Source organism: Polynucleobacter sp. 31A-FELB, assembly GCF_018882405.1.
Taxonomy (GTDB): Bacteria; Pseudomonadota; Gammaproteobacteria; order Burkholderiales; family Burkholderiaceae; genus Polynucleobacter.
The window spans coordinates 1-22471 of record NZ_JACVOO010000020.1 but is presented as its reverse complement, the minus strand read 5'-3'; the positions used below and the strand labels follow the sequence as shown (position 1 = coordinate 22471).

The following is a 22471-nucleotide window of genomic DNA, read 5'->3' as shown; positions in this document are numbered from 1 at the left end:
CTTACAGGGAGTAGTACATATCGAATTCGATAGGATGAGTAGTCATACGGAAACGTGTGACATCTTCCATCTTCAAAGCGATATATGCGTCGATCATAGAGTCTGTAAAGACACCACCACGAGTCAAGAACTCGCGGTCTTTGTTCAAGGCTTCTAATGCTTCTTCCAAGCTTGCACAAACGGTTGGGATCTTTGCATCTTCTTCTGGTGGCAAGTCATACAAGTTCTTGTCAGCGGCTTCACCTGGATGAATCTTGTTCTGAACACCATCCAAACCTGCCATCATCAATGCTGAGAAGCAGAGGTATGGGTTAGCCAATGGATCTGGGAAGCGAGTCTCGATACGACGACCCTTAGGGCTTGAAACGTGTGGAATACGAATCGAAGCAGAACGGTTGCGTGCAGAGTACGCCAACTTCACTGGAGCCTCAAAGCCTGGAACCAAACGCTTGTATGAGTTTGTACCTGGGTTAGTAATCGCATTCAATGCTTTAGCGTGCTTGATGATGCCGCCAATGTAGAACAATGCGAATTCTGACAAACCTGCATAGCCGTTACCAGCAAACAAGTTCTCGCCGTTTTTCCAAATAGATTGGTGAACGTGCATACCTGAACCGTTGTCGCCAACGATAGGCTTAGGCATGAATGTGGCTGTCTTGCCGTATGCGTGCGCAACGTTTTGAACAACGTACTTCTGCCAGATAGTCCAGTCAGCCCGCTCAACTAATGTGCTGAACTTAGTACCCAATTCGTTTTGGCCTTGACCAGCAACTTCATGGTGATGTACTTCGACAGGAATACCTAAAGATTCGAGGATCAAACACATTTCAGAACGCATGTCCTGGAATGTATCTACTGGAGCAACTGGAAAGTAGCCGCCTTTTTTGCCTGGGCGGTGACCAGTATTACCACCTTCGATTTCAGCAGCTGAAGACCATGGAGCCTCTTCAGAATCTACCTTAACGAAACAACCCTGCATGTCAGCACCCCAACGGACGCCGTCAAAAATAAAGAATTCTGGCTCTGGACCGAAGTAAGCTGTATCGCCTAGGCCAGTGCTTTTCAAATAAGACTCAGCACGCTTCGCAATCGAACGTGGGTCACGGTCGTAACCTTTACCATCTGAAGGCTCGATCACATCACATGTGATTACCAATGTTGGCTCTTCATAGAATGGGTCGATGTAGCAAGCTGTTGGATCAGGCATCAACAACATGTCGGAAGCTTCAATACCCTTCCAACCAGCAATAGATGAACCGTCAAATGCATGACCGCTCTCAAATTTGTCTTCGTCAAAATGGGAAATAGGTACTGTTGTGTGTTGCTCTTTACCCTTTGTATCTACAAAGCGAAAATCAACGAAAGTACATTCTTTCTCTTTAACTAACTTCATCACATCAGCGACGGTCTTCGTCATGCAAATCTCCTCTATTAACTAAATTCGGAATACAAACCTAAGGTGTACACCCTTGTTTATTCCAGGCATCAAATATGCCCTTGGGATGTATCTAATTTACTGAAGCAAACAAACGGGAATAGTCATTATTGCACTAATTAAGTGCTCAAATACCCCTCAAAAACCTAAAAATTACTATATTTGCACCAAATTAGTGCTTACTCAGGTTTAGAAATATCATGAATTGCATAACCCAGAGCCTCAGTGCCTGTGCGCAAAGCAATCCAGGCACTATCGAGCAAGTTTGCATTGCCTTTAATGCCCAACTCGATATGACGTTCGGCATAAACACCACCCTTAGAGGCGTCACCAACAGACGGAAGGCTAAAGACCTTCACGCCTGGGAATGTGGCTTCAATACGCTCCATTAAAGGCGTTAAGGTTGACTCAATACCTTTGGGAACAATAAAGCTCTGCTCTGCCCAGTTTTCACGATGAAATAGGATTTGATAGTGGGTGTCAAGACACCAAGCCATCATCGGGGCAGCCATAACTGGAAAACCAGGTACAAAGAAGTGCTCTCGAATGCAAAAGCCAGGAATCTGGTTGTAGGGATTGGGGATGATGTCGCTACCAATCGGGAACTCACCCATCTTGAAGCGATGCTGGTTTTCAGGAGTGTTGAGATCCGCTTTAATAGGATCCCCTTCTGCCATAGACTGAATACGCCCAGCAATCAATTCTTGCGCAGCTGGATGCAGCTCAGTTTTGGTACCCAGCGCCAAAGCAGCACACTGCCGAGTATGGTCATCAGGAGTGGCGCCAATACCACCGGTACTGAAAACAACATCACCGCTTGCAAAGCTATCCTTGAGGGTTGCAGTAATTTGCTCAGGATCGTCAGCGACATACTTCGCCCAAGATAGACTCAAGCCGCGTTCATTCAGGAGCTCAATGAGTTTGCTGAGGTGTTTATCTTGACGACGACCCGACAGAATCTCATCACCAATCACAATTAAACCAAAGCGACGCGCCTTAAGCTCGGGCACATCAATGCTAACCTGTTTTGATGCCTCAACCATTGTACGGTAGCTCCATATCAATTACACGTGCTTCAATATTTAAAGATTGATCCAACTCATTTCTACGCAACTCTTTTAATGCCTCCAGTAAATAGTGCGTGAACCACAACGCAGCAAATACAAAGATCAAAGAGTAAATCCAAAGAGCCACAAAACTCACAACGGGAAACAGCACCAAAGCCAATGCTGAGGTTGCCCAGAAAAAAGTGGGTACGGCGCCGAGCATTCCTGAAACTATTCCCATAGCTAGCAGTGGCCAGCGGTGTTGATGCAATAGCGTATCGCGCTCTTGCGAAGTAGCATGCTGAGCCAGCACGTCATAAGACATTAAACGCATGGTTAACCAGCCCCAGAGCAATGGCGGCAAAACAGCCACCAATGGTGGAATCCACCATACCGGCAGAGTCAACATCACCAATGCCAAGCAGATCAGGGCAGACCAGATCGTGTAAACAAAACTACCAAACAAGCCACCACCCTTTTTTCGTTCAATATCTTTGTAGGCATGTTGCCTAGTAACTACTTTGACAATCGTTGGGACAGTAGTAAAAGCAATGAAAACCAATAAGCTGATCGAGATTAACGGGATGAGCAGCATGACAAAAAAGAGTGGCGCAATCCAGGCACGCGCATTTTCAAATCCAGCCCAAATCAATCCATCCTGAATCCAGCTAGTGAAAATGGATGTTGTTAGAAAGATGCTCAGCATTTCCAATGCTGGAGTCCAAGTTAGCCAAATTAAGCAGCCCCATAAAACAGAAACGATTAAAAATGGGCGCAGGCTTAACCACAGCATTTTGGGATGCATCGTGCCAACTAAAGCTAAGCCAAAAGACTTAAATACCTGCTGCATGCTATCCATAGATTTCCATTGCTAGCGAGTGAACTGCTATTTATTTACTTCGTCTTAGGGAAAATTTCCCGTACTGAATGCAGCAGACCTTGCCACTGCTGTTGCAATACATTGTGTGAAATAGTCAAATCCCGAACTCCAGTAGGATGAACTTCCTTTGGGAAGATCGCAGTATTGAAGAGCATGTCCCACCACGGAAACAAGACACCAAAATTACAACCACCCAAAACACCTGGTTTACCTTTGGCCTCATGGCCATAACCTACCGCATGGTGCATCCGGTGATACATCGGCGATACCAATAGGTATTTAAAAGCGCCGAGATGAATCTTCAGGTTAGCGTGTTGCCAGCTCTGAATAAACTGACTTAATACCACCAGCAAAATAAACTGGCTCGGAGATACTCCAAAAAGCAATGCAAAGAAAGCAAACACGACTGCATGCAAGATGCTATCGAGAATATGGTTTCGATCATCAGACCAAGCGGTCATGACGGTTTGACTGTGATGCAAGGCATGTAATTGCCACCACCAATTGAAAGTATGTGAAGCCCGGTGATATAGATACTCAACTAGGTCTAGCAATACAAAGTAAATGCAAAAGCTGATCAAGGGAATAGATGTTACGGGTGGCCACCATGACTCTACATTGAGTCTGCCAAACCGGAAGTCATGCAGAACGGAGTCAATCTGAAAGAAAAATCCCGATAAGGCGAGAAAGATCAAGCCGTGAAAAATACCCAGTCGATGAAATAAGGTGTAAAAAACATCTGCCTTAGAACTTGTGGCAAAACGCTCCTGCCTCTCTGCCGGAGAAAATCTTTCCCAAGTACGTAGGATGACAGCAATTAGCAAGATCTGAATGCAACCAAATAAAAACCAATCAATACCATCAAAGACATCTTCTGCCATAGACATCAGGTCGAACTGATACAGAATGGGTCCCGCTACATTAGCAAACAAGAATTCTTGAGTGCTAGCGTAGGCTGATGAGATGGCGGCTATTAAAGGATTGGAATCCATATATCCAATTGTGACTTATTTATCCTGTTTTGGCAGGGTTGCAAAACAGAAGCCTCGAGCCTTTAAATTTACAATTAGTTGTTCTAAGACGGCTGGCGCCCAAGGGTCTTTGCGCGACCAAATACCCAGATGGGCCATAGTGATATCACCATCTTGCAGCTGACTGCTCGCTTTATCTAGAAGCACCTGATTGGGGTGGGTATGTGAGCTCAACTCATCCCCCAGAAAACCGGCAGGACTCCAGCCAAAGTGTTGGTAACCGCATTGACTACCCATTCTAATAGAACGAGGCGAGGTCTTACCGCCGGGTGCACGCCAAATTTTTTGGATATTGCTACCAGTTAGCTCATTGAATCGCTCATCTACCCGCCTGATTTCTCGGCAATAGCTTGCTTCGTTATACAGACTTATCACCCCAGCCTTGGAGCCAAACTGTGGCTTTGCAAAGATCTCTCCGCTGGGACCATCTTTGACAAAGTACAGATGGTCATAGGTATGACTACCAAAATGATGGCCTTCCCGAACGCGATCCTGCCAAAAAGATTTCCAAGAATCGTCTAAAGAGAAATCGCCGCGACTGGTTTTTTCATTTGCCAGAAAAAAAGTGGCTTTGATTTTTTGCCGATTCAAGATATCCGCAACCGTCTGAGCTACGGACATATTGCCGGTATCAAAAGTAAGGTAAATCGTTTTTTTACAATGCGGCTCTTGCGCAAACCCAAGCGATGTAAAAAACGCTAGAGCTAGAAGTGCCGCATATCTTGTTAACGAGGCTTTGAGAAGCATTACCTAAATTATTCCCAACCAGCACGCGGGGTAAAGAAAACACCATGCGGAGATTTACCGACAGGAATCACAGTCACTAGTTTCATTGTTGGGATGTCAATCACCCCTGCCTTTTTGGAAAAGCGGAATGTGACCCACATCGTTTTTCCATCAGGCGTGATCTCCATATCATCCGGACCTGCAGGCAAACCAGTAATATCACCCACCTTCTCCAAAGTCTGCATATTGATCATGCTGATAGTGGATGCAATGCGGTTGCTGACGAACACATGCTTTTTATCGCCCAAGGGACGGAAGTTATGAGCGCCCTTCGCGGTGAGAATTCGTTTTACTTCTTTACGATTCTTCCAGTCAATCACCTGAACATTATCTTCACCAGTAATACCAACCAATAAATATTGGTCTCCAGGAGTCATCCAAACGCCAGCAGGCACTTTACCTGTCGTCATTTTCCAAAGCACAGTCTGGGTATCTAAATCAATTGCCGCTAACTCATTGGAATCTTGTAGGGTAATAAATGCAATCTTGCTATCCGCTGTAAATGCAACGTGACTTGGCGTCTTGCCTAACTTAATCGACTTGGCTAACTTCAGGTCTGCACCTTGAGCGTGATAGACATCCACCCTATCCAAGCGATTACCGTTTGCAACAAACCACTTATGGTTCGGCGAATAGCCAATTTGGTAGGGATCAATGATGTCAGGAATCTTGCCAGTCAACTCACCGGTGGTGGGATTCATTAAGACAACATCATTACCTGCAGCATTTGCAATCAGTAGCGTCTTTTGATCTGGAGTCATCATCAAGTGATGGGGCTCTTTACCAACCGGCACAGTCTTAATCACTTTGCGACTTGGCATATCGATCAAGCTGACTGTTGCTTCCCCAGAGTTCAACACGACTGCTAATTTGGGCTCGCCTTTAGAGTCAGTTGCTGCTGGAGCTTGCGCAAGGGCGACATTCTGAAACCCGATCAGGGTAAATGCAGTCAAGGCTGAAATAGTGCCAAATTTGGCTTTTCTGAGATAAGTATGCATAACTTACATTGTAAGCAATCGATGCCCTAGACTGTGCCCTTAGCCAAGGATCGACTTGACCTAACGCAAGCTGGCCAGGACCTTTTCTAGGCGTTTTAAAGACATTGGGGTTGGAGTCTTTAATTCCTGAGCGTAGAGGGCGACCCTCAACTCCTCAAGTTGCCAGCGAAAATCCGTCAAAGCCTGGTCCTCAGACATGGCATAGTTTGCAGAACCACGGCTTCCTTGAACCAGCTTTTGCCATGGCCGAGCAACAGACTCCCAGTCTTTCTGACACTGCGCATCTCGACTAGGATTGGCACGCAACTTATCGATACGCATTGCAATCGCCTTGAGATAGCGCGGGAAATGCACCAACTGCACATAAGGGGTATCGGATACAAACTTGGGAAATATCAGGCCCTGAACTTGTGTTTGAATGTCCGTATATGCAGCAGCTGAGGCAGCTTTGGCCTGGGCTAGTTTCTTTTGAAGATCTGCGTGAGCCTGAAGAGCTGCCAAAGCGTGCTTTGAAATCTCTTGCGCAATCAGAGCCAAACGTGGCTTACCTGCCTGTAGGCGTTCGGCAAATTGCTCAGCATTCACTGGGAGTGGATCATTCATAAAAGCACGCTCTAGAGCAAGATTGAGAATTTGCTCAATCAAGCCATCTACTGAACCGACATTAATAAACAGTAAACCAAGCTCCCGAATTCCGGGCAGTTGTTTTTGTAATGCCTTAAGCGTGTCTTTATTGGATAAGGCAAACAATCTGCGCAATCCTTGCCAGTGATGTTTTCTAGCTTCAAGCAAATCATCGAAGACCTCAAGATCACATGACTCTGTGCGATCTACTAGAGCGGGATAACCAAATAAAGTACGGTTACCTTTTTGAATCTCCAGGGTTTCAGGCAGCTCACCAAAGTCCCAGCTGCGGTAACCGCCCTGCTCGACATTTTTTACTGCAGCGTTATTAGCGCTCTGAGTTGTTTTGACGGAGGCAGTTGGAGTGGTTGCTGGAACTTCGCCGCCTAGCTCCTCCTGCACCGCTTGTTGGGCTATTGCCTGAAACGCAGTTCGGGCAGTTTCTCCATACTCAGCTCGTAATCGGGATAAATTGCGCTCAAGCTCTAATTGGCGGCCATGCTCATCCACTAGGCGGAAATTCATAGATGAATGCAGTGGTAAGGACTCTGGTCTGAAATCAGTCCGCTTAATTTCCAAGCCACGCTCTTTACGAATATCCGTGATCAGGCTATCTAAAAAGTCGCCGACCCCAAACTGTTTGTCTGCCAGCATGCGCTCTAAGAACGATTTTGCATACTCCGGTAGCGGCACACAGTGACGACGTAATTTCTGGGGAAGAGATTTAAGAAGTAGGTGAATCTTTTCTTCGCACATACCCGGTACCAGCCACTCACAGCGGCGACCATCCACCTGATTCAATAGCGTCAAGGGAACAACCAGGGTGACCCCGTCTTTAGGGCTGCCAGGTTCAAAGTGATAAGTCAAGCTTAACTCACTACCACCAACAATCATTTTTTTAGGGTAGCGATCTACCGTAATACCGGCGGCTTCATGGCGCATTAAATCTGCTTTGGCTAAACGCAAGAGACTGTCGGCGCTCTCTTCATTAGCACCCTCGCTCTTGGCTGCCTTCTTGAGCCAAGCTCTCATACCATCTCTACTGAGGACATCTTTCGGAATACGTGAGTTATAGAAAGCGAATAGGAGATCATCATCTACCAAGACATCAGGGCGCCTAGAGCGATGTTCTAATGCCTCAATTTCTTTAATCAGCCTGCGGTTATGCCAGAAGAATTCAAAACTACCCGGGTATTTTTTTCTAGCGTCAGCCTCAGTCTCCCTCATTAATGCGGGAGTATCCATGCGACCGAACATTTCTTCCTGCACCAAAGCTTGCTTAATAAATAACTCGCGAGCCTCTTCTGGATTGTGCGACTCATAACGAACTCGACGACCGTGATAAATCGGCAAGCCATACAAAGTGCCCCGCTCAAATGCCATGACTTCACCTTGACGACTATCCCAAAAAGGATCGCTCAGGGATTTAACCAGGCGGTGAGCCGCCACCTTCTCAACCCATTGAGGCTCAATCTTGGCAATCGTACGGGCATACATGCGATTGGTTTCTTGCAGCTCGCCTGCCAAGATCCAAGCACCGGCCTTCTTACCAATAGTTGAGCCCGGCCAAATAAATGGACGAATACCGCGCGCACCAACATATCCACCAGTCTTACTACCGCGCTCTTGGGATTTTTCATCCTCTTCTTTTTTGGCAACATACCCCAATAAGCCTGTTAATAAAGATAGGTGAACTTGTTCGTAAGTAGCGGCTGAGGGATTTTCTTTCCAACCCTTTTCGCCCAACATCGTATGGAGTTGGCCATGAACATCTCGCCACTCTCGCATACGTCTTGGGGATAAAAATTTACTACGGCATAAGTTCTCTAATTGGCGATTGCTATGCTTGTGCTTTAGCGCATCTTGATACCAATCCCAAAGCTTCACAAAGCTTAAGAATTCAGAGCGCTCATCAGCAAACTGTAAGTGCGCTTGATCCGCCGCAGCAGCCTGATCCATCGGACGATCACGGGGATCTTGCGTGGCCAAGGCTGAAGCGATGATAGTGACTTCACGTAATGCGTTCTGCTCTTTAGCAGCCAAGAGCATGCGACCAATTCGGGGGTCTAGCGGAAGATCTGCTAGTTGCTTACCTGTAGGGGTTAACTTGAAGCTGTTATTAATATCCTTGTTGTCGCCTGCAGAATCTTCGTCATAAATAATGGCGCCCAGCTCGTCTAGCAATTGCACACCATCGGCAATCGCACGACCTAAAGGCTTATCAATGAATGGGAATTCTTGAATGCGGGGTAAGCGCAAAGAACTCATGCGAAGCAATACAGCCGCTAACGAGCTGCGCAGAATTTCTGGATCGGTAAATTTAGGGCGATTTAAATAGTCTTGTTCGCTATACAAACGAATGCAAATACCATCGGATACACGACCGCAACGACCTGCTCTTTGATTCGCTGCAGCCTGAGATATTGGCTCGATCTGGAGCTGCTCTACCTTATTGCGATAAGAATAGCGTTTGACGCGCGCCAAACCGCTGTCGACAACATATCGAATATTGGGTACTGTTAATGAGGTCTCGGCTACGTTAGTAGTCAAGATGATGCGTCGACCATTGCCAGGATTAAAGACGCGCTCTTGTTCGGCAACGGATTGGCGGGCAAAGAGACTCAGTATTTCTGGATGAAAACGTTGCTGAAGGACGTGATCTTTGCGTAGCGCTTCAGCACAATCCCGAATCTCTCGCTCCCCTGGCAGAAACACCAAGACATCGCCAGCGCCTGAAGCCCCCTCTCGCCAGACATTGGCAATTGCTTCCGCTACTGCATCTGGAATTTCTTTAGCTTCTTTGGACTCTTTTTTTCCATCTGGCTTCGTATCAGGCTCTAGTGGCTCGTAACGCTGCTCTACCGGAAAAAGTCGGCCGCTCACCTCAATGACAGGTGCCGACTTGCCGTTGATGGCGAAATGATCTGAGAAACGCTTAGCGTCGATAGTCGCTGAGGTGATGATGAGCTTGAGATCAGGACGCTTAGGCAACAACTGACGCAGATAGCCCAATAGAAAATCAATATTGAGGCTACGCTCATGAGCCTCATCGATGATGAGGGTGTCATAGGCACGAAGCTGGGGATCTCTCTGGGTCTCGGCCAGCAGGATGCCATCAGTCATTAACTTGATAGAGGCGCCTTGACTGGTCTTGTCGGCAAAGCGCACTTGATAACCAACGTCTTGGCCGATGGGAGTGCCCAGCTCCTGGGCTATACGCTTCGCTGTAGCTGTCGCAGCAATACGGCGAGGCTGTGTATGCCCAATTAGGCGGCCGCCGTTGATAGTGCCCCTACCAAGGTCCAAACAGATCTTCGGTAATTGGGTTGTTTTGCCTGAGCCAGTCTCGCCACAGACGATCACGACCTGATGCGAGCTCAAGGCATCTTTAATGATTTGGCGCTGGCCTGAAACCGGCAGCTCCTCCGGAAAGCGAATTTCTAGCCGTCGCGAGGTGTTGGAAGCAGGCACAGTCGCAGGGCTTGCTTTGGGTTTTTGTTGGTTTATAGGCTCTTGCACCCTATAATTTTCTCACTATGCCAACAAATGCACCAAACCCCGGCTCAAACGCCGAAGAATCAAGCTCCAACTTTCCTTTTGTAGGATGGCTGCGTGATGTTGCGCCCTATATTCATAGCTTCCGCGAGAAGACATTTGTAATCGCCTTTGCTGGTGAGCTAGCCCAAGAAATCGGCCTCGAGAATCTGATTGAAGATATTGCGATGTTGCATGCCATGGGTATGCGTATCGTTTTAGTTCACGGCATCCGCCCTCAAATTGAGGAGCAGTTAACCTTACGCAATATTAAGAGCCAATTCGGCAAGAGCGCCATGCACAGCTATCGCATTACCGATGCCGCGGCTTTGGAGTGCGTAAAAGAAGCTGCTGGTGAATTGCGTTTGGATATTGAAGCAGCATTTAGTCGTGGATTGCCTAATACGCCAATGGCAGGTTCACGCATTTCCGTGATCTCCGGTAACTTCATTACCGCTATGCCTGTAGGCGTAGTTGAGGGTATTGATTACATCCATACCGGCTTGGTGCGCAAAGTAGACTCGACTTCTATCAAGCTCTCATTGGATAGTAATAAGATTGTGTTGCTCTCACCCTTAGGTTTCTCACCAACTGGTCAAGCATTTAATCTGGCATTTGAAGATGTGGCTGCATCAACTGCTGCTGCGCTTAAAGCGGATAAGCTCATTTTCCTCAGCCCTTATGCTGGCCTGAAGGATGAAGAAGGTGATTACATTACCGAGTTGTCAATGCCACAACTGCAGGAATATGTGGCTCAACATCCCGAGCTCGATCTCGGCATGAAGAGTTTGCTCAATATCTCTGGCAGAGCTATTCGTGCTGGCGTAAGCCGTGTTCACTTCTTGCCTTGCAATCAAGATGGCGCACTTCTGGAAGAGCTCTTTACCCATGATGGTATCGGCATGATGTTGGCCTCATCCGATATTGAGAACTTACGTGAAGCCAATCAAGATGACGTTGGCGGCATTCTGCAGTTAACCAGCCCGCTTGAAGAAGAAGGCATTTTGGCTGCTCGCGGTCAAGACGTCATTGAACGTGATATTCAGCGCTTCTCTGTTATTGAGCATGATCGCGTTCTCTTCGGCTGTGCTGCCCTATTCCCTTTCCCTAATGGCGTGGGCGAGCTTGCTTGCCTTGCAGTCGATCCTGATGTTCAAGGCTCTGGTGACGGAGAACGTTTACTCAAGCGCGTTGAGATGCGGGCAAAACGTGAAGGCATTAAAAAGCTTTTCGTTTTGACTACCAGAACAGAGCATTGGTTTTTAAAGCGTGGCTTTAAGCGCGCCTCTGTTGACGATCTTCCCGAAGAAAGAAAGCAGATCTATAACTGGGATCGCAAATCTATGGTTCTCACCAAAGATCTCTAAGCTTCTATAGTTATTTTTTCATTATTTATTAGTACACCGTATTTGAAAGGTATTACAAATGGCACGCATGGTTCAATGCATCAAACTCAATAAAGAAGCAGAAGGCATGGACTTTGCTCCACTGCCAGGCGAGCTAGGTAAGAAGATTTGGAATCAAGTATCCAAAGAGGCTTGGGCTGCTTGGTTAAAGCAACAAACCATGTTAATTAACGAGAATCGCTTAAATATGGCCGACCCTCGTGCTCGCCAGTATCTGCTCAAGCAGGTGGAAAAATACTTCTTTGAGGGTGGTGCAGACATGGCTCAGGGCTACGTACCGCCAGCTGAATAATTATTTTTGAATATCGCTTGACGACTTAAATCCAGAGGCATAGGATTGAATCGTAGCCAGTCAGATCCTGTGATTGGCTACATTGGCGAAAGCCACTACTCGTAAGCATATCTATGTGCTTATGGGCATTGGGAACTAAATCTCTTCCCCTTGCCTGCGCCATGAAGAATCATGGCAAACAAACCCGATGGATCAGCTTGCTGCCCCGTCGGGTTTTTTAATTTAGAAAGTGATTCTGCTCACGCCAGACGCATTGCTCACTAGCAAAATATTGGCCTTCTCTTTTGCAAATAGACCAACAGCAATCACACCAGCAATTTGATTGATTTGTGCCTCAAGTGCAATTGGATCCGCAATCTTCAAACCTGCTATATCTAGAATCCAGCCACCGTTATCTGTCACAAAAGGCTGACTCGGCGTCTGCCCTAAATCTGCGCGAGTCTCTTTGGCCATTCTGAGTGTTACCGCACCGCCGAGCTTGGCAAGTTCCTGAGTCACAATTCCTTTGGACAAGGGAATAATCTCCACAGGCAAGGCAAAGTTACCCAGTACCGTAACCTGCTTGGAAGAGTCACATATACAGATGAATTGCTTTGCCATCGAGGCAATAATCTTTTCACGGGTCAAGGCGCCACCCCCGCCCTTGATCATGTGGCCCGCAGGATCGATTTCATCGGCTCCATCTACATAGGCGGGTAACTGATCCACTTCATTGGGATCCAAGACCTTAAAACCATGCTTTAAGAGGCGCTCAGTCGTGGCGTTAGAACTCGATACTGTTCCCAAGAAATGCGCCTTATGGGGTGCCAGGGCGTCAATAAAGCAGTTGGCGGTAGAACCCGTTCCAATACCCAGGATCTGGCCAGCAGGTAGCTTTAATACTTCATCCCGCGCCGCCTCACCTACCAATTGTTTTAATTGATCTTGATTCATGATCTTTCCCGATACCTTTATCTGAACTGGAACAGCCTTATTTATGCATCTATCATATGATATTCAATCTGTTTTACTAATTAATTAAATAAGAGCATTCAAGATCCTGATGACTTCCTCCGCTACCGCACTGAGCCAACTCAAACAACTGACTACCGTGGTGGCCGATACCGGCGACTTTGAACGCATGCGGGAATACCAACCGCAGGACGCCACAACTAACCCTTCCCTAATCCTCAAGGCTGCCCAGCAAGCCAACTATCAGGCATTGGTAAACCAAGTTAAATCTGCCCATCCCGGTATGAAACCAGTCGATTTAGTTGACTACATCCTGGTAGCGTTTGGTCTGGAGATTTTGAAGACCGTCCCAGGAAGAGTTTCGACCGAGGTTGATGCACGTCTCTCTTTCGATACTCAGGCTACTATTAACAAAGCGAAACACCTCATCGCTCTGTATGAGTCCCATGGCATTGATCGCAAACGCGTCTTGATCAAATTAGCCGGTACCTGGGAAGGTATTCAGGCAGCAAAAGCTTTGGAGGCCGAAGGCATTCATTGCAATATGACACTGCTTTTCTCTTTGGTTCAAGCTGCAGCCTGTGGCGCAGTCAATGCCAAATTGATTTCACCATTTGTGGGGCGCATTACCGATTGGTACAAGGCCAAACTCGGCAGCAATTGGAATGATGTTGATAACGGCGGTGCAAATGATCCTGGCGTTACATCCGTCAAGCGCATCTTCCACTATTACAAGCACTTTGGTATTTCCACGGAGATCATGGGTGCTAGCTTCCGCAATACCAGTCAAATTCTAGAGTTAGCTGGATGTGACTTACTCACTATCAGCCCAGAGTTGCTGGGAGATCTTCAGAACAGTACAGCAGTGGTTGATAAAAAGCTCAACGCCAGCAATGCTGCGAGCGCACTTGCCAGCGAAAACATCTCCCCTCTTAAGCTAGATGAATCTAACTTTAGATTGCAGTTGAATAATGATGCGATGGCCACTGAAAAATTGGCTGAAGGAATACGCAATTTCTGCATCGATACTGAAAAGCTTGAGGCTTTATTAAGTAATTAAGTATTCAGAGTGACCACCAAGGAGTCAAGATGATTATTCATTGTCCGCACTGCAGTAAAGGCAATCGAGTTCCTGCTGAGAGACTGAATCAAACTCCTATCTGCGGGGCTTGCAAGCAGGAGTTGCTATCGCTACCCATCAACGCAACAGCCGCAAACTTTAGCGAGCTGGTTACCCAATCAGTCATGCCGGTGATAGTGGATTTCTGGGCGCCATGGTGTGGACCGTGCAAAATGTTTGGGCCAACATTTGAGGCAAGCGCCATTACTCACGCCAATCAAGTATTGTTTGTGAAGGTAAATACCGAGGCAGAGCAACTGCTCGGGTCACAATGGAATATCCGCTCAATACCAACGCTAGCGGGATTCAAAAATGGCAAAGAGGTTCACCGCGTTAGCGGTGCACTACCGCCAGCTCAATTAGAGCAATTTGTGCAACAACTACTGACCTAAGGCGTTGCAACTTACTTCTTAGCAGTATTAATACCCAAAATGCTATAGGCCGGGCAATTGCCAATCATTCCAGTAAGTAATGGGATGATGCCAATCCAAGCCCAAGGACCAGTAATTCCAAAACCTGCAAGCCCCATCAAAGTAACGCCAACAGTCATTCGTAGAACGCGGTCAGTATGTCCGATATTGCATTTCATAGAAGCCTCTTGAGTAGATGAAGTGATAAGTACTATTTAGCCTCTTTAGCTAAACGCTGTCTTAGTGCTTCATACAAGCATACGCCACTCGCTACAGAAACATTCAAACTCTCGACTACGCCCTTCATTGGAATGCGCACCAACTCATCACAAGTCTCGCGGGTTAGGCGGCGCATGCCCTCACCCTCTGCACCCATAACAATACCAATGGGGCCAGTGAGATCGAGATCGTAAATAGATTTTTCCGCTTCATCGTCAGTACCAATTAGCCAAACACCAGCTTCTTGCATCTCTTTCATGCTACGAACCAAGTTGGTAACCGTAATTACTGGCATGACCTCAGAAGCACCGCTAGACACCTTGCTCACAGTGGCGTTGATAGATGCTGAACGATCCTTAGGAATCACCACCGCATCAACACCAGCACCGTCAGCCACACGCAAGCATGCGCCGAAGTTATGGGGATCGGTTACGCCATCTAATACCAAGAACATCACCTTGCTTTGATTACTTTCCGCATCCTCCACCACTTCGGTAATGGTGCGCGCAATCGTCATCTTCTCGGCCAGAGCAACTACGCCCTGATGGCGATCATGCCCTGCTAGCTTATGAAGACGCTCGGAGTCAGCGGCGTGCAGTCGTTCGCCCAAGATCTCTTCGGCCTGCTTAAGAAAATCACCCATGCGGCGATCACGACGACTCGGATCAAAATAAACTGACTTCAGACTTGCTGCATCCACCCGTAAGCGCGCTTGTACCGCATGAAAACCAACCAATATTTGCTTCATCTTTACTTATCTCGATTCTATATTGCTAATTATTTACGACGCGCTTTAGTGCTACGAACAGGTGGCTTTGTGCCAGCAGGTTTGCCGGTCGGCCTAGAAGACTTACCGGCTTTGCCAGACTTGGCGACTTTGCTTGCAGTTCGTCCAGCTTGATTCTTGGACTGATTGGCGCCAAGATTGCCAGCGGATTTAGCGGCATTAACATTGATGCCCGAGTGCTTCTGCGGCTCTTTGCTACCAGGTCGGCCTTTTTTAGGCGCAGCCTTTTTATTGGGTCTGCCAGTATCGCTAGCCAAAATAATTTGACGTCGATTTGTAGTTCCGCCTGGCTCTAGGCCAACGGACTTGACAAGACTAAATTCAATCTTGCGAGCATCCAGATCAACACGGCTTACTAAGACATGCACGCGATCGCCTAAGCGATAACGAATACCTGTTCTCTCCCCACGGAGTTCTTGGCGAGCTTCATCATATTGGAAGTAATCGCCACCCAATTCGGTGACGTGAACCATACCTTCAACAAAGAGGTTCTCTAGCTGAATAAATAAACCAAAAGATGCCACACCAGTCACTGTGCCAGCATATTCCTGACCTAGATGGTCGCGCATGTAATAGCACTTGAGCCAAGCTTCAACATCGCGAGATGCTTCATCAGCACGACGCTCATTAGACGAGCAATGAACGCCTAATTGGCCCCAGATAGGCAATGCGGCATTAGCGCCTTTGGGTAATTTAGGTAAGCGCGTGCCATTGGCAGCAGCCTCTTTTGCATCGCTGTGAGACTTTTTAGCATTTACAGCATTCTCACGACCTTTACCTTTACGCGGCAGCGTGAGATTGAGTGGGACTTTTGGTGGCAGAACAGGCGTATATGGTTTTTTAGCCAAGATCGCCTTAATCACTCGATGCGTTAGGAGATCTGGGTAGCGTCGAATCGGACTCGTGAAGTGCGAGTACGCAGGATAGGCAAGACCAAAGTGACCTTCGTTATCGGGTTGGTACATTGCCTGCTGCATAGAGCGCAAAACAACCGACTGAAGCATGTTGGCATCAGGACGCTCTTTAATTTCACGCATGAGCTTGGCATAGTCTTTTGGTTTTGGCTTTTCACCACCACCCAATGACAAGCCAGAGGTACGCAAAACTTGACGCAAAGTAACTAATTTTTCTTCAGAAGGTTCAGCGTGAACGCGATACAAACTGAGGTGCTTGTTCTTATCAATAAAGTCGGCAGCACAGACGTTAGCCGTCAACATACACTCTTCGATCAAGCGATGCGCATCATTGCGCAAACGCGGTTCAATACGCAGAATCTTCCCGAGCTCATTACTGATGATTTGGGTTTCAGTAGTTTCAAATTCGATAGCACCACGTTTTTGACGGGCATCTAATAGAATTTTGTACAGGGAATAGAGATTGGTCAGCAAGGATCTGAACTCAGCAAAACGTGTTGCCTCAGGTCCTTTGCTATTAGAAAGAATCTCCCACACCGTATCGTATGTAAAACGCTGGGCAGAATGCATCACCGCCGGATAGAACTGATAGGCCAGCACTACCCCGTTGTTGTCCACAACAGAGTCACACACCATACACAGACGATCAACCCCAGGGTTTAATGAGCAAAGACCATTAGAGATCTTCTCTGGCAACATGGGTATTACCCGTCTTGGGAAATACACCGATGTTGCGCGTAGGAGTCCTTCATCGTCAAGGGGCTGGCCTGGCTTGACGTAATGCGATACGTCGGCAATCGCCACAATCAGACGCCAAGCTTTACTCTTACCGTACATGACTGGCTCGCAGTACACCGCATCATCAAAGTCACGCGCATCGGCACCATCAATAGTGACCAAAGGAACGTCGCGTAAATCCACTCGACCTTCAAGGTCAGATTGCTGTACGGTATCGGGCAATGCATCCGCTTCTTTTTTTACTGCCGCTGAAAACTCATGGGGAACGCCATATTTACGTACGGCGATTTCAATTTCCATGCCGGGATCATCAATCTCACCCAGGACTTCAACAACACGACCAACAGCTTGTCTATAACTATCTGGATAGTCGATGATCTCGACACTCACCACTTGACCTAATTTGGCATTCCCCTGACCTTTTGGTGGAATCAAAATATCGTGACCGATACGTTTATCTTCCGGCGCAACAATCAAAACACCATTCTCATTTAAGAGACGACCGATAACGACTTTATTGGCGTGCAAAACCACATCGACGATCTGACCTTCTGGGCGACCACGGCGATCTGTTCCTAAAACTCTGACATTGACTCTATCGCCGTGCATGACGCGGGACATTTCTCTTTCAGAAAGAAAAATATCTTCACCACCGTCATCAGGGATTACAAATCCAAATCCATCTCGGTGACCTTGGACTGTACCTAAGCGGTCAGCCTCTCGTGGCACCAAGTTTTTTGCTTTACGCATTTAATTCCTTCGGCAATACATGCCTTATATATCAATGATTATTCTTGCTTAGGCTACTGTATCAAACCACCAAGTCTGAGGGGTAAAAGCCAAAAAGGGTTGGAAAGTGGGTCAAAAGGGGCATACCTTTATAATAACGGCATGCCCAGGTGGCGAAATTGGTAGACGCACCAGCTTCAGGTGCTGGCGATCGTAAGGTTGTGGGGGTTCGAGTCCCTTCCTGGGCACCAAATACACCTACAAAGACCTACATGGGGACTAAACAGCCCTTTTCAATAGGCGATTAAATTCCCATCGTTCGATGCAAGATCTTGGGCTTCATTTCATCCCAGAGGCTTTCAAACTCTTCTGACTTGTCTTCAGATAGCTTGATAGGCTCAAAGAGACCACTAAAGAAGATGGTTTTCTTGGGGGCTAAGGTCTTTTCAAACTCAGTAAGTCCAACTGGCTTGTCGTCAATATCTCGGGTTAATTGGGCTGAGCACACAATAGCTTCAGCATCATCCTGGTCGATTACCGCAAACTCAATCAACTGCTGAGATTTTTCCAGAATGACTAAAGTTCCTCGTGCGTAGCAAACAGCCTCATGCTCTTGAACGATGTAGGCCAAGAATTGATCTTCTTCATCCTTGCTCATGCGCAGATCATCGATGAAAAAGAGGTACTGATCCCCCTCCCCATTTACCAAGGTAAAGACCTTGGGAATCACGCCATGCCCTAAAGCAAGGTTGCGATAGTAAGTAGAAAGTTCAACAGCGAGGTTTTCAGTGAAAAGATGCATAAAAAATGTAGTAAAGATTATTCGGTACGAGTTTTAATAGACTCAATAATTTTTAAGAACGGGTCAGCCTTAACGCAGCTCTGGCCTTTAAAAGGTTGATCTGTAATCACCAATAGCGAGATAAGTGCGCCCAATGTAACGGGCAAAATTTTCAAGCCCATGAAAAATGAGTCTGAAGGCAAGAACAAGGTATTAATACCAAGTAAGGCCACCATACAGATGATGATGACTACCCAAAATAGATTCGGTAGGCGTACTGAAGATCGCTCTATGCGCGCCTCTCTACTCTCTGCCACCTCTTCTGCTTTTTTTAGGATATCGGTATACATGGCTGTCTGCCTATTGGTATGAGGCTCTAAGGATAAAAGCTTGCGAGAAATCCCTCTCCACAGCATATGGGTCTTTTTACTACCCAGACCATCCTTAAGCAAATCCCACTCATCATGCACGATGGAATTCATATACTCAAATAACTCCTTACGCATAGGGGGCAATTGTAGGATCCCCATAACGTACGAGCAAGCGATCCAAATTATTAATCTGACCAGCTTCTCTAGAGACTAAGGATTGCACTTCACGAAAATTAGTTTGCGCCTGGTTTAACAAGAAACCAATTAAGAGGCCGCTTAAAGTAATGATCGATCCAAAAAGACTCAAGCCCAATCGAGTACTGTCTTGGGTAGGAGAAAACATTGGGATGGCCTGCAATATACGTGGCATCACATCGAGCAATACAACAAAAAACAACACCAGAATAATTAAAATCTGAATATTGCTACGCTTATAAATCCAATTGAAAAACATATACGCCTTTAATTGCTTGTTAATTACCTAAAGTATCTTTTAAGAAAGTCATCGTGCGATCCCAGGCCAAATCAGCAGCGGCCGGGTTGTACTGCAATGGCGGCAAACCTCTTGAATCCGACTTTGGATTAGCAAACGCATGCTTAGCGTCATAACGCTGGAAATCATACGTGACACCGGCGGCTTTAAGCTTTTCTTCCAATTGATCAACGCCTGCAATGGAGAAGAAATCATCATGAAGAGCCCAGTGTGCCAGCATCGGCTTTGTTATGGCAGATGCATCAACATACTCTAATGGTGGATATCCGTACCAAACCACCGTTCCATCGGACTCAGGAACAAGTCCAGCAGATAAGACCGTCAGCGCGCCACCCATACAAAATCCTGTGACAGCCACCTTATTACTCCCAGTTGATTTAAGGTACTGAACAGCACCGCGGATATCTTGACTCGCAGCATCACCAAAATTGAGATCATTCATAAGGTGCTCGGCTTCATTTGCTTCGAGTGCAAGTTTGCCCCGATAGAGATCTGGAACCAAAGCGCGGTACCCTGCTTTTGCTAAACGGTTGGCGACATTTTTAATTTCATCATCAAGCCCCCACCACTCCTGAATCACCACTACGCCAGGAGCGTTTTTTGGATTAGCAGGCTCAATTAGATAAGCCTCAACTGAAGCGCCGTCCGGTCTTTGAAATGTAATCATGTCGATCTCTCTTTTGAAAATGAATTGGGCTTAGCGTGCCTGTTTATCCGTATGAATATAGCCCACCAACCAGAAGGTAAGCAAGCCACACAGAGCCGCTCCATAGCCAACTAGGTTGTAGTGATCCATTTTCCCATCAGCGCCAATGGTGACCACTACACCAGCGATAACAGAGGCTAGTCCTGAGGCCAGCATCTGCACTGAACCTACGAGACTCATAAAGGTTCCCCGAATTTTAGCTTCCACTACTTGACTCACAATGGCCATAGCCGGAATCATGCGACCAGAAACCAAGACAAAAAATGCAGTGGAATTAATCAAGACCACCCAAAGCGGCACCGGCATGAGATTGGTCGTCACGAGCAAGGGAATAAGACTGATCACCGCAAGGGCTCTAAATACCTTGACCTTGCCGTAACGATCAGCCATATGGCCAATGATGCGAGAACTCATGAGTGTCGCAATACCACCGCAAAGATAAATTAAAGAAATATAGGAGTTATCAATCCCCACATTGGATGTGAGATAGAGGGCGATATAAGGAATCACAGAAAATCCGGTCAACATAATCAGCGCCATAAAAATAAATGCGCGCAGATGCTGATGAGCAACAAAGATATTCCAGATTTGACTGAGGCGACTGCCCTCATGGGTATGCCCTAGGTGTCCAGAAATCTTAGGAATGTTGCGATAACCCAAATACAAGATGAGGCTAGATACCAAAGCGATGAATATAAATGGTGCACGCCACCCTAAGGATGGAATGTTATTTGCCAGAAATAAACTCAGCGGCACGCCTGCAACTGTAGATACAGAGAATGCCGACATGACTGTACCCAAAGCCTTGCCTCTGCGCTCGAATGGAATGGAATCTGCAATGATGGTTTGAACCAGTGAACCCAAGATGCCACCAAATGCTCCTGCAAATGCGCGGGCAATAAATAGCGAATGGTAATCAGGGGCTAAACCACAAACTAAGGTGGCAATAATGAAGCAGGCATAAAGACTGAGAAGAAGCACCCTCCTCTCAAAGCGATCTACAAAATACGTAGCAAAGACACCGGCAATGGCTGCGGCAAAAGTATAGGAAGAGAGTAATAGACCAAACTCATGCGTATTGATGTTGAGCTCACGAATAAATTCGGGGCCCAAAGGCATCATGATCATGAAGTCTAAGATATGGGTGAACTGAATTCCGGCCAGAGAGAATAAGAAAAAGCGCTCTTTGCTCTTTCCGCCTGGCATGTGATGCTCTGTCAAGGGTTTCTTTACATGAAATTAGAGATGTGACATTATCAACCGACAAAGAAATCAATGCCTGAACCCACCCCATACAGACCTCATGAATAACATCATTTCCTCCTTTGCCGAATTCCCTTTTGTACTTCTGGCGCGAGATACCGTCTGGGGAATTGCCTGTCTGATTGTCATTTTGATGTTTCATGGCAGCAGCATTAATCACGTCTTTATGCGCTTCGAGCGTTTGACCCGTAACAATATCAAGCTAACCCAATACAACCGGGTTTTCTTTCATTTCTATGCAACCTTTGTATTTCTAGCCCTGATTCACCTGCTGGAGATTCTCCTTTGGTCCGTCTTCATTATTGGCCTTGGAATCATGAAAACCCCTCTTGCCGCAATTCTGTTTGCAGGCAGTTGCTATACAACCGTGGGTTTTGAGTCTGATACATTGGTTGAGGGGTGGAAAACCTTTGCATTTTTCATCTCGCTCAGTGGTCTTTTTTCATTGGCATGGACCACATCCATCATGATTGGCATGACCGCAGCCTATAAAAATGCTTGGGACCAAAAGTACAAAAATACCCGCGTTTACTTGGCATAACCGATCGAATTCCTACAGCTTGGGGTAATTGGGTGTATCATTAGGGTTAACCCTTAAGGAGCTCACCATGGCACATTCAAACTCAGTACAGTTTCACCAAGCACCAGCTTTTAGCTTTAAGCCTTTCTTCGCAATTAAAGACTTCTTTGCCTTGTTGGCAGCTGCATTTAGCGAAGCTAAAGTATTGGAACAGAAATCACGTAAAACCAGCGGAAATTGGTAATTTATTACTGATTTAGCCCTGTTTTAGGCCAATTTTGGTCAGTTTTAAGTAAAAAGCCTCCATTTGTGAACTGACCCACAAAAGTTGGACACCCAATCCAACCAAAAGGGGTCAGCTTCATGAGCAAACACAGTGCGCAGTTCAAGTTAAAAGTAGTTAATGATTATCTAAGAGGTGGAGGCTACCTGAGGGT

The 22471-nt window shown here is 46.6% G+C and carries 22 protein-coding genes and 1 tRNA gene; 7 read left to right on the top strand and 16 right to left on the bottom strand.

The features are described 5' to 3' along the window. Nucleotide 1 precedes the first annotated feature (1 nt). The 7 genes from glnA to hrpA form a co-directional block, all read right to left on the bottom strand. Nucleotides 2-1417 carry a type I glutamate--ammonia ligase gene (gene glnA / locus ICN30_RS10325; RefSeq protein WP_216275440.1) on the bottom strand — a complete coding sequence of 472 codons (1416 nt, stop codon included), beginning with the start codon at nucleotides 1415-1417 and terminating at the stop codon, nucleotides 2-4. Between the two features lie 197 nt (nucleotides 1418-1614). Beyond that, entirely contained in the window at nucleotides 1615-2478 is an 864-nt protein-coding gene (locus tag ICN30_RS10320) for a molybdopterin-binding protein (RefSeq protein ID WP_216275438.1), read from the bottom strand. Beyond that, nucleotides 2471-3340, bottom strand: a complete 870-nt coding sequence (locus tag ICN30_RS10315; protein WP_216275436.1) for an EI24 domain-containing protein — start codon at nucleotides 3338-3340, stop codon at nucleotides 2471-2473. The genes ICN30_RS10320 and ICN30_RS10315 overlap by 8 nt, the downstream gene beginning before the upstream one ends. Nucleotides 3341-3375: 35 nt before the next feature. After that, nucleotides 3376-4353: a sterol desaturase family protein gene (locus ICN30_RS10310; protein WP_216275434.1), complete on the bottom strand. Its 978-nt coding sequence runs from the start codon at nucleotides 4351-4353 to the stop codon at nucleotides 3376-3378. Between the two features lie 15 nt (nucleotides 4354-4368). Beyond that, nucleotides 4369-5139, bottom strand: coding sequence for a polysaccharide deacetylase family protein (locus ICN30_RS10305; protein ID WP_216275432.1), 771 nt, complete (start codon nucleotides 5137-5139; stop codon nucleotides 4369-4371). A gap of 8 nt (nucleotides 5140-5147) precedes the next feature. Further along, on the bottom strand, nucleotides 5148-6176 hold the full coding sequence (locus ICN30_RS10300) for a cytochrome D1 domain-containing protein (protein WP_216275431.1): 1029 nt from the start codon (nucleotides 6174-6176) through the stop codon (nucleotides 5148-5150). Nucleotides 6177-6236: 60 nt separating this feature from the next. Then, a complete protein-coding gene (gene hrpA, locus ICN30_RS10295) occupies nucleotides 6237-10319 on the bottom strand; it encodes an ATP-dependent RNA helicase HrpA (RefSeq protein WP_370626644.1) in 4083 nt (1360 codons plus the stop codon). Between the two features lie 17 nt (nucleotides 10320-10336). Here hrpA and argA point away from each other — a divergent pair, with 17 nt between their 5' ends. Then, complete coding sequence (gene argA / locus ICN30_RS10290; RefSeq protein ID WP_216228956.1) at nucleotides 10337-11701, top strand: amino-acid N-acetyltransferase; 1365 nt, start codon at nucleotides 10337-10339, stop codon at nucleotides 11699-11701. Nucleotides 11702-11759: 58 nt separating this feature from the next. Beyond that, nucleotides 11760-12032: an oxidative damage protection protein gene (locus ICN30_RS10285; protein WP_062308940.1), complete on the top strand. Its 273-nt coding sequence runs from the start codon at nucleotides 11760-11762 to the stop codon at nucleotides 12030-12032. A gap of 222 nt (nucleotides 12033-12254) precedes the next feature. Here the strand turns inward: ICN30_RS10285 and rpiA are convergent, their stop codons facing one another. Further along, the gene (rpiA, locus tag ICN30_RS10280) at nucleotides 12255-12965 is read right to left on the bottom strand and encodes a ribose-5-phosphate isomerase RpiA (RefSeq protein WP_216275429.1); all 711 of its coding nucleotides are present in this window, start codon (nucleotides 12963-12965) and stop codon (nucleotides 12255-12257) included. Between the two features lie 109 nt (nucleotides 12966-13074). Here rpiA and tal point away from each other — a divergent pair, with 109 nt between their 5' ends. Together tal and trxC are read left to right on the top strand one after the other, a co-directional pair. Beyond that, a complete protein-coding gene (gene tal, locus ICN30_RS10275; protein ID WP_216275426.1) occupies nucleotides 13075-14043 on the top strand; it encodes a transaldolase in 969 nt (322 codons plus the stop codon). Nucleotides 14044-14072: 29 nt separating this feature from the next. Next, a complete protein-coding gene (gene trxC, locus ICN30_RS10270; RefSeq protein ID WP_216275425.1) occupies nucleotides 14073-14495 on the top strand; it encodes a thioredoxin TrxC in 423 nt (140 codons plus the stop codon). Between the two features lie 11 nt (nucleotides 14496-14506). On the opposite strand, the gene ICN30_RS10265 is transcribed toward trxC, so the two are convergent. The 3 genes from ICN30_RS10265 to rnr are packed head-to-tail and all read right to left on the bottom strand — an operon-like array spanning nucleotide 14507 to nucleotide 17921. Then, nucleotides 14507-14692 carry a DUF2892 domain-containing protein gene (locus ICN30_RS10265; protein WP_215392435.1) on the bottom strand — a complete coding sequence of 62 codons (186 nt, stop codon included), beginning with the start codon at nucleotides 14690-14692 and terminating at the stop codon, nucleotides 14507-14509. Nucleotides 14693-14724: 32 nt separating this feature from the next. After that, complete coding sequence (rlmB, locus tag ICN30_RS10260) at nucleotides 14725-15480, bottom strand: 23S rRNA (guanosine(2251)-2'-O)-methyltransferase RlmB (protein WP_216181054.1); 756 nt, start codon at nucleotides 15478-15480, stop codon at nucleotides 14725-14727. A 29-nt stretch (nucleotides 15481-15509) separates the two neighbouring features. After that, entirely contained in the window at nucleotides 15510-17921 is a 2412-nt protein-coding gene (gene rnr / locus ICN30_RS10255) for a ribonuclease R (protein ID WP_216275423.1), read from the bottom strand. Between the two features lie 143 nt (nucleotides 17922-18064). On the opposite strand from rnr, the gene ICN30_RS10250 reads away from it, so the two are divergent. Beyond that, a tRNA-Leu gene (locus ICN30_RS10250) sits at nucleotides 18065-18151 on the top strand. A gap of 53 nt (nucleotides 18152-18204) precedes the next feature. Here the strand turns inward: ICN30_RS10250 and ICN30_RS10245 are convergent. From ICN30_RS10245 to ICN30_RS10225, 5 genes are read right to left on the bottom strand one after another with little or no spacing between them, the layout of a single operon-like run. Continuing rightward, complete coding sequence (locus ICN30_RS10245; RefSeq protein ID WP_216275421.1) at nucleotides 18205-18702, bottom strand: hypothetical protein; 498 nt, start codon at nucleotides 18700-18702, stop codon at nucleotides 18205-18207. A gap of 17 nt (nucleotides 18703-18719) precedes the next feature. After that, nucleotides 18720-19163 carry a hypothetical protein gene (locus tag ICN30_RS10240; RefSeq protein WP_216275419.1) on the bottom strand — a complete coding sequence of 148 codons (444 nt, stop codon included), beginning with the start codon at nucleotides 19161-19163 and terminating at the stop codon, nucleotides 18720-18722. 16 nt (nucleotides 19164-19179) lie between these two features. Further along, a complete protein-coding gene (locus ICN30_RS10235; protein ID WP_216275417.1) occupies nucleotides 19180-19506 on the bottom strand; it encodes a hypothetical protein in 327 nt (108 codons plus the stop codon). 19 nt (nucleotides 19507-19525) lie between these two features. Further along, nucleotides 19526-20212 carry a dienelactone hydrolase family protein gene (locus ICN30_RS10230; protein ID WP_216275415.1) on the bottom strand — a complete coding sequence of 229 codons (687 nt, stop codon included), beginning with the start codon at nucleotides 20210-20212 and terminating at the stop codon, nucleotides 19526-19528. 30 nt (nucleotides 20213-20242) lie between these two features. After that, a complete protein-coding gene (locus ICN30_RS10225; protein WP_216182229.1) occupies nucleotides 20243-21457 on the bottom strand; it encodes an MFS transporter in 1215 nt (404 codons plus the stop codon). Nucleotides 21458-21554: 97 nt separating this feature from the next. On the opposite strand from ICN30_RS10225, the gene ICN30_RS10220 reads away from it, so the two are divergent. Further along, complete coding sequence (locus ICN30_RS10220; RefSeq protein ID WP_216275413.1) at nucleotides 21555-22055, top strand: hypothetical protein; 501 nt, start codon at nucleotides 21555-21557, stop codon at nucleotides 22053-22055. A gap of 67 nt (nucleotides 22056-22122) precedes the next feature. Then, nucleotides 22123-22278 (top strand): hypothetical protein, encoded by a 156-nt coding sequence (locus tag ICN30_RS10215; RefSeq protein WP_216275412.1) that lies wholly within the window; start codon nucleotides 22123-22125, stop codon nucleotides 22276-22278. The last annotated feature ends 193 nt before the right edge of the window (nucleotides 22279-22471 follow it).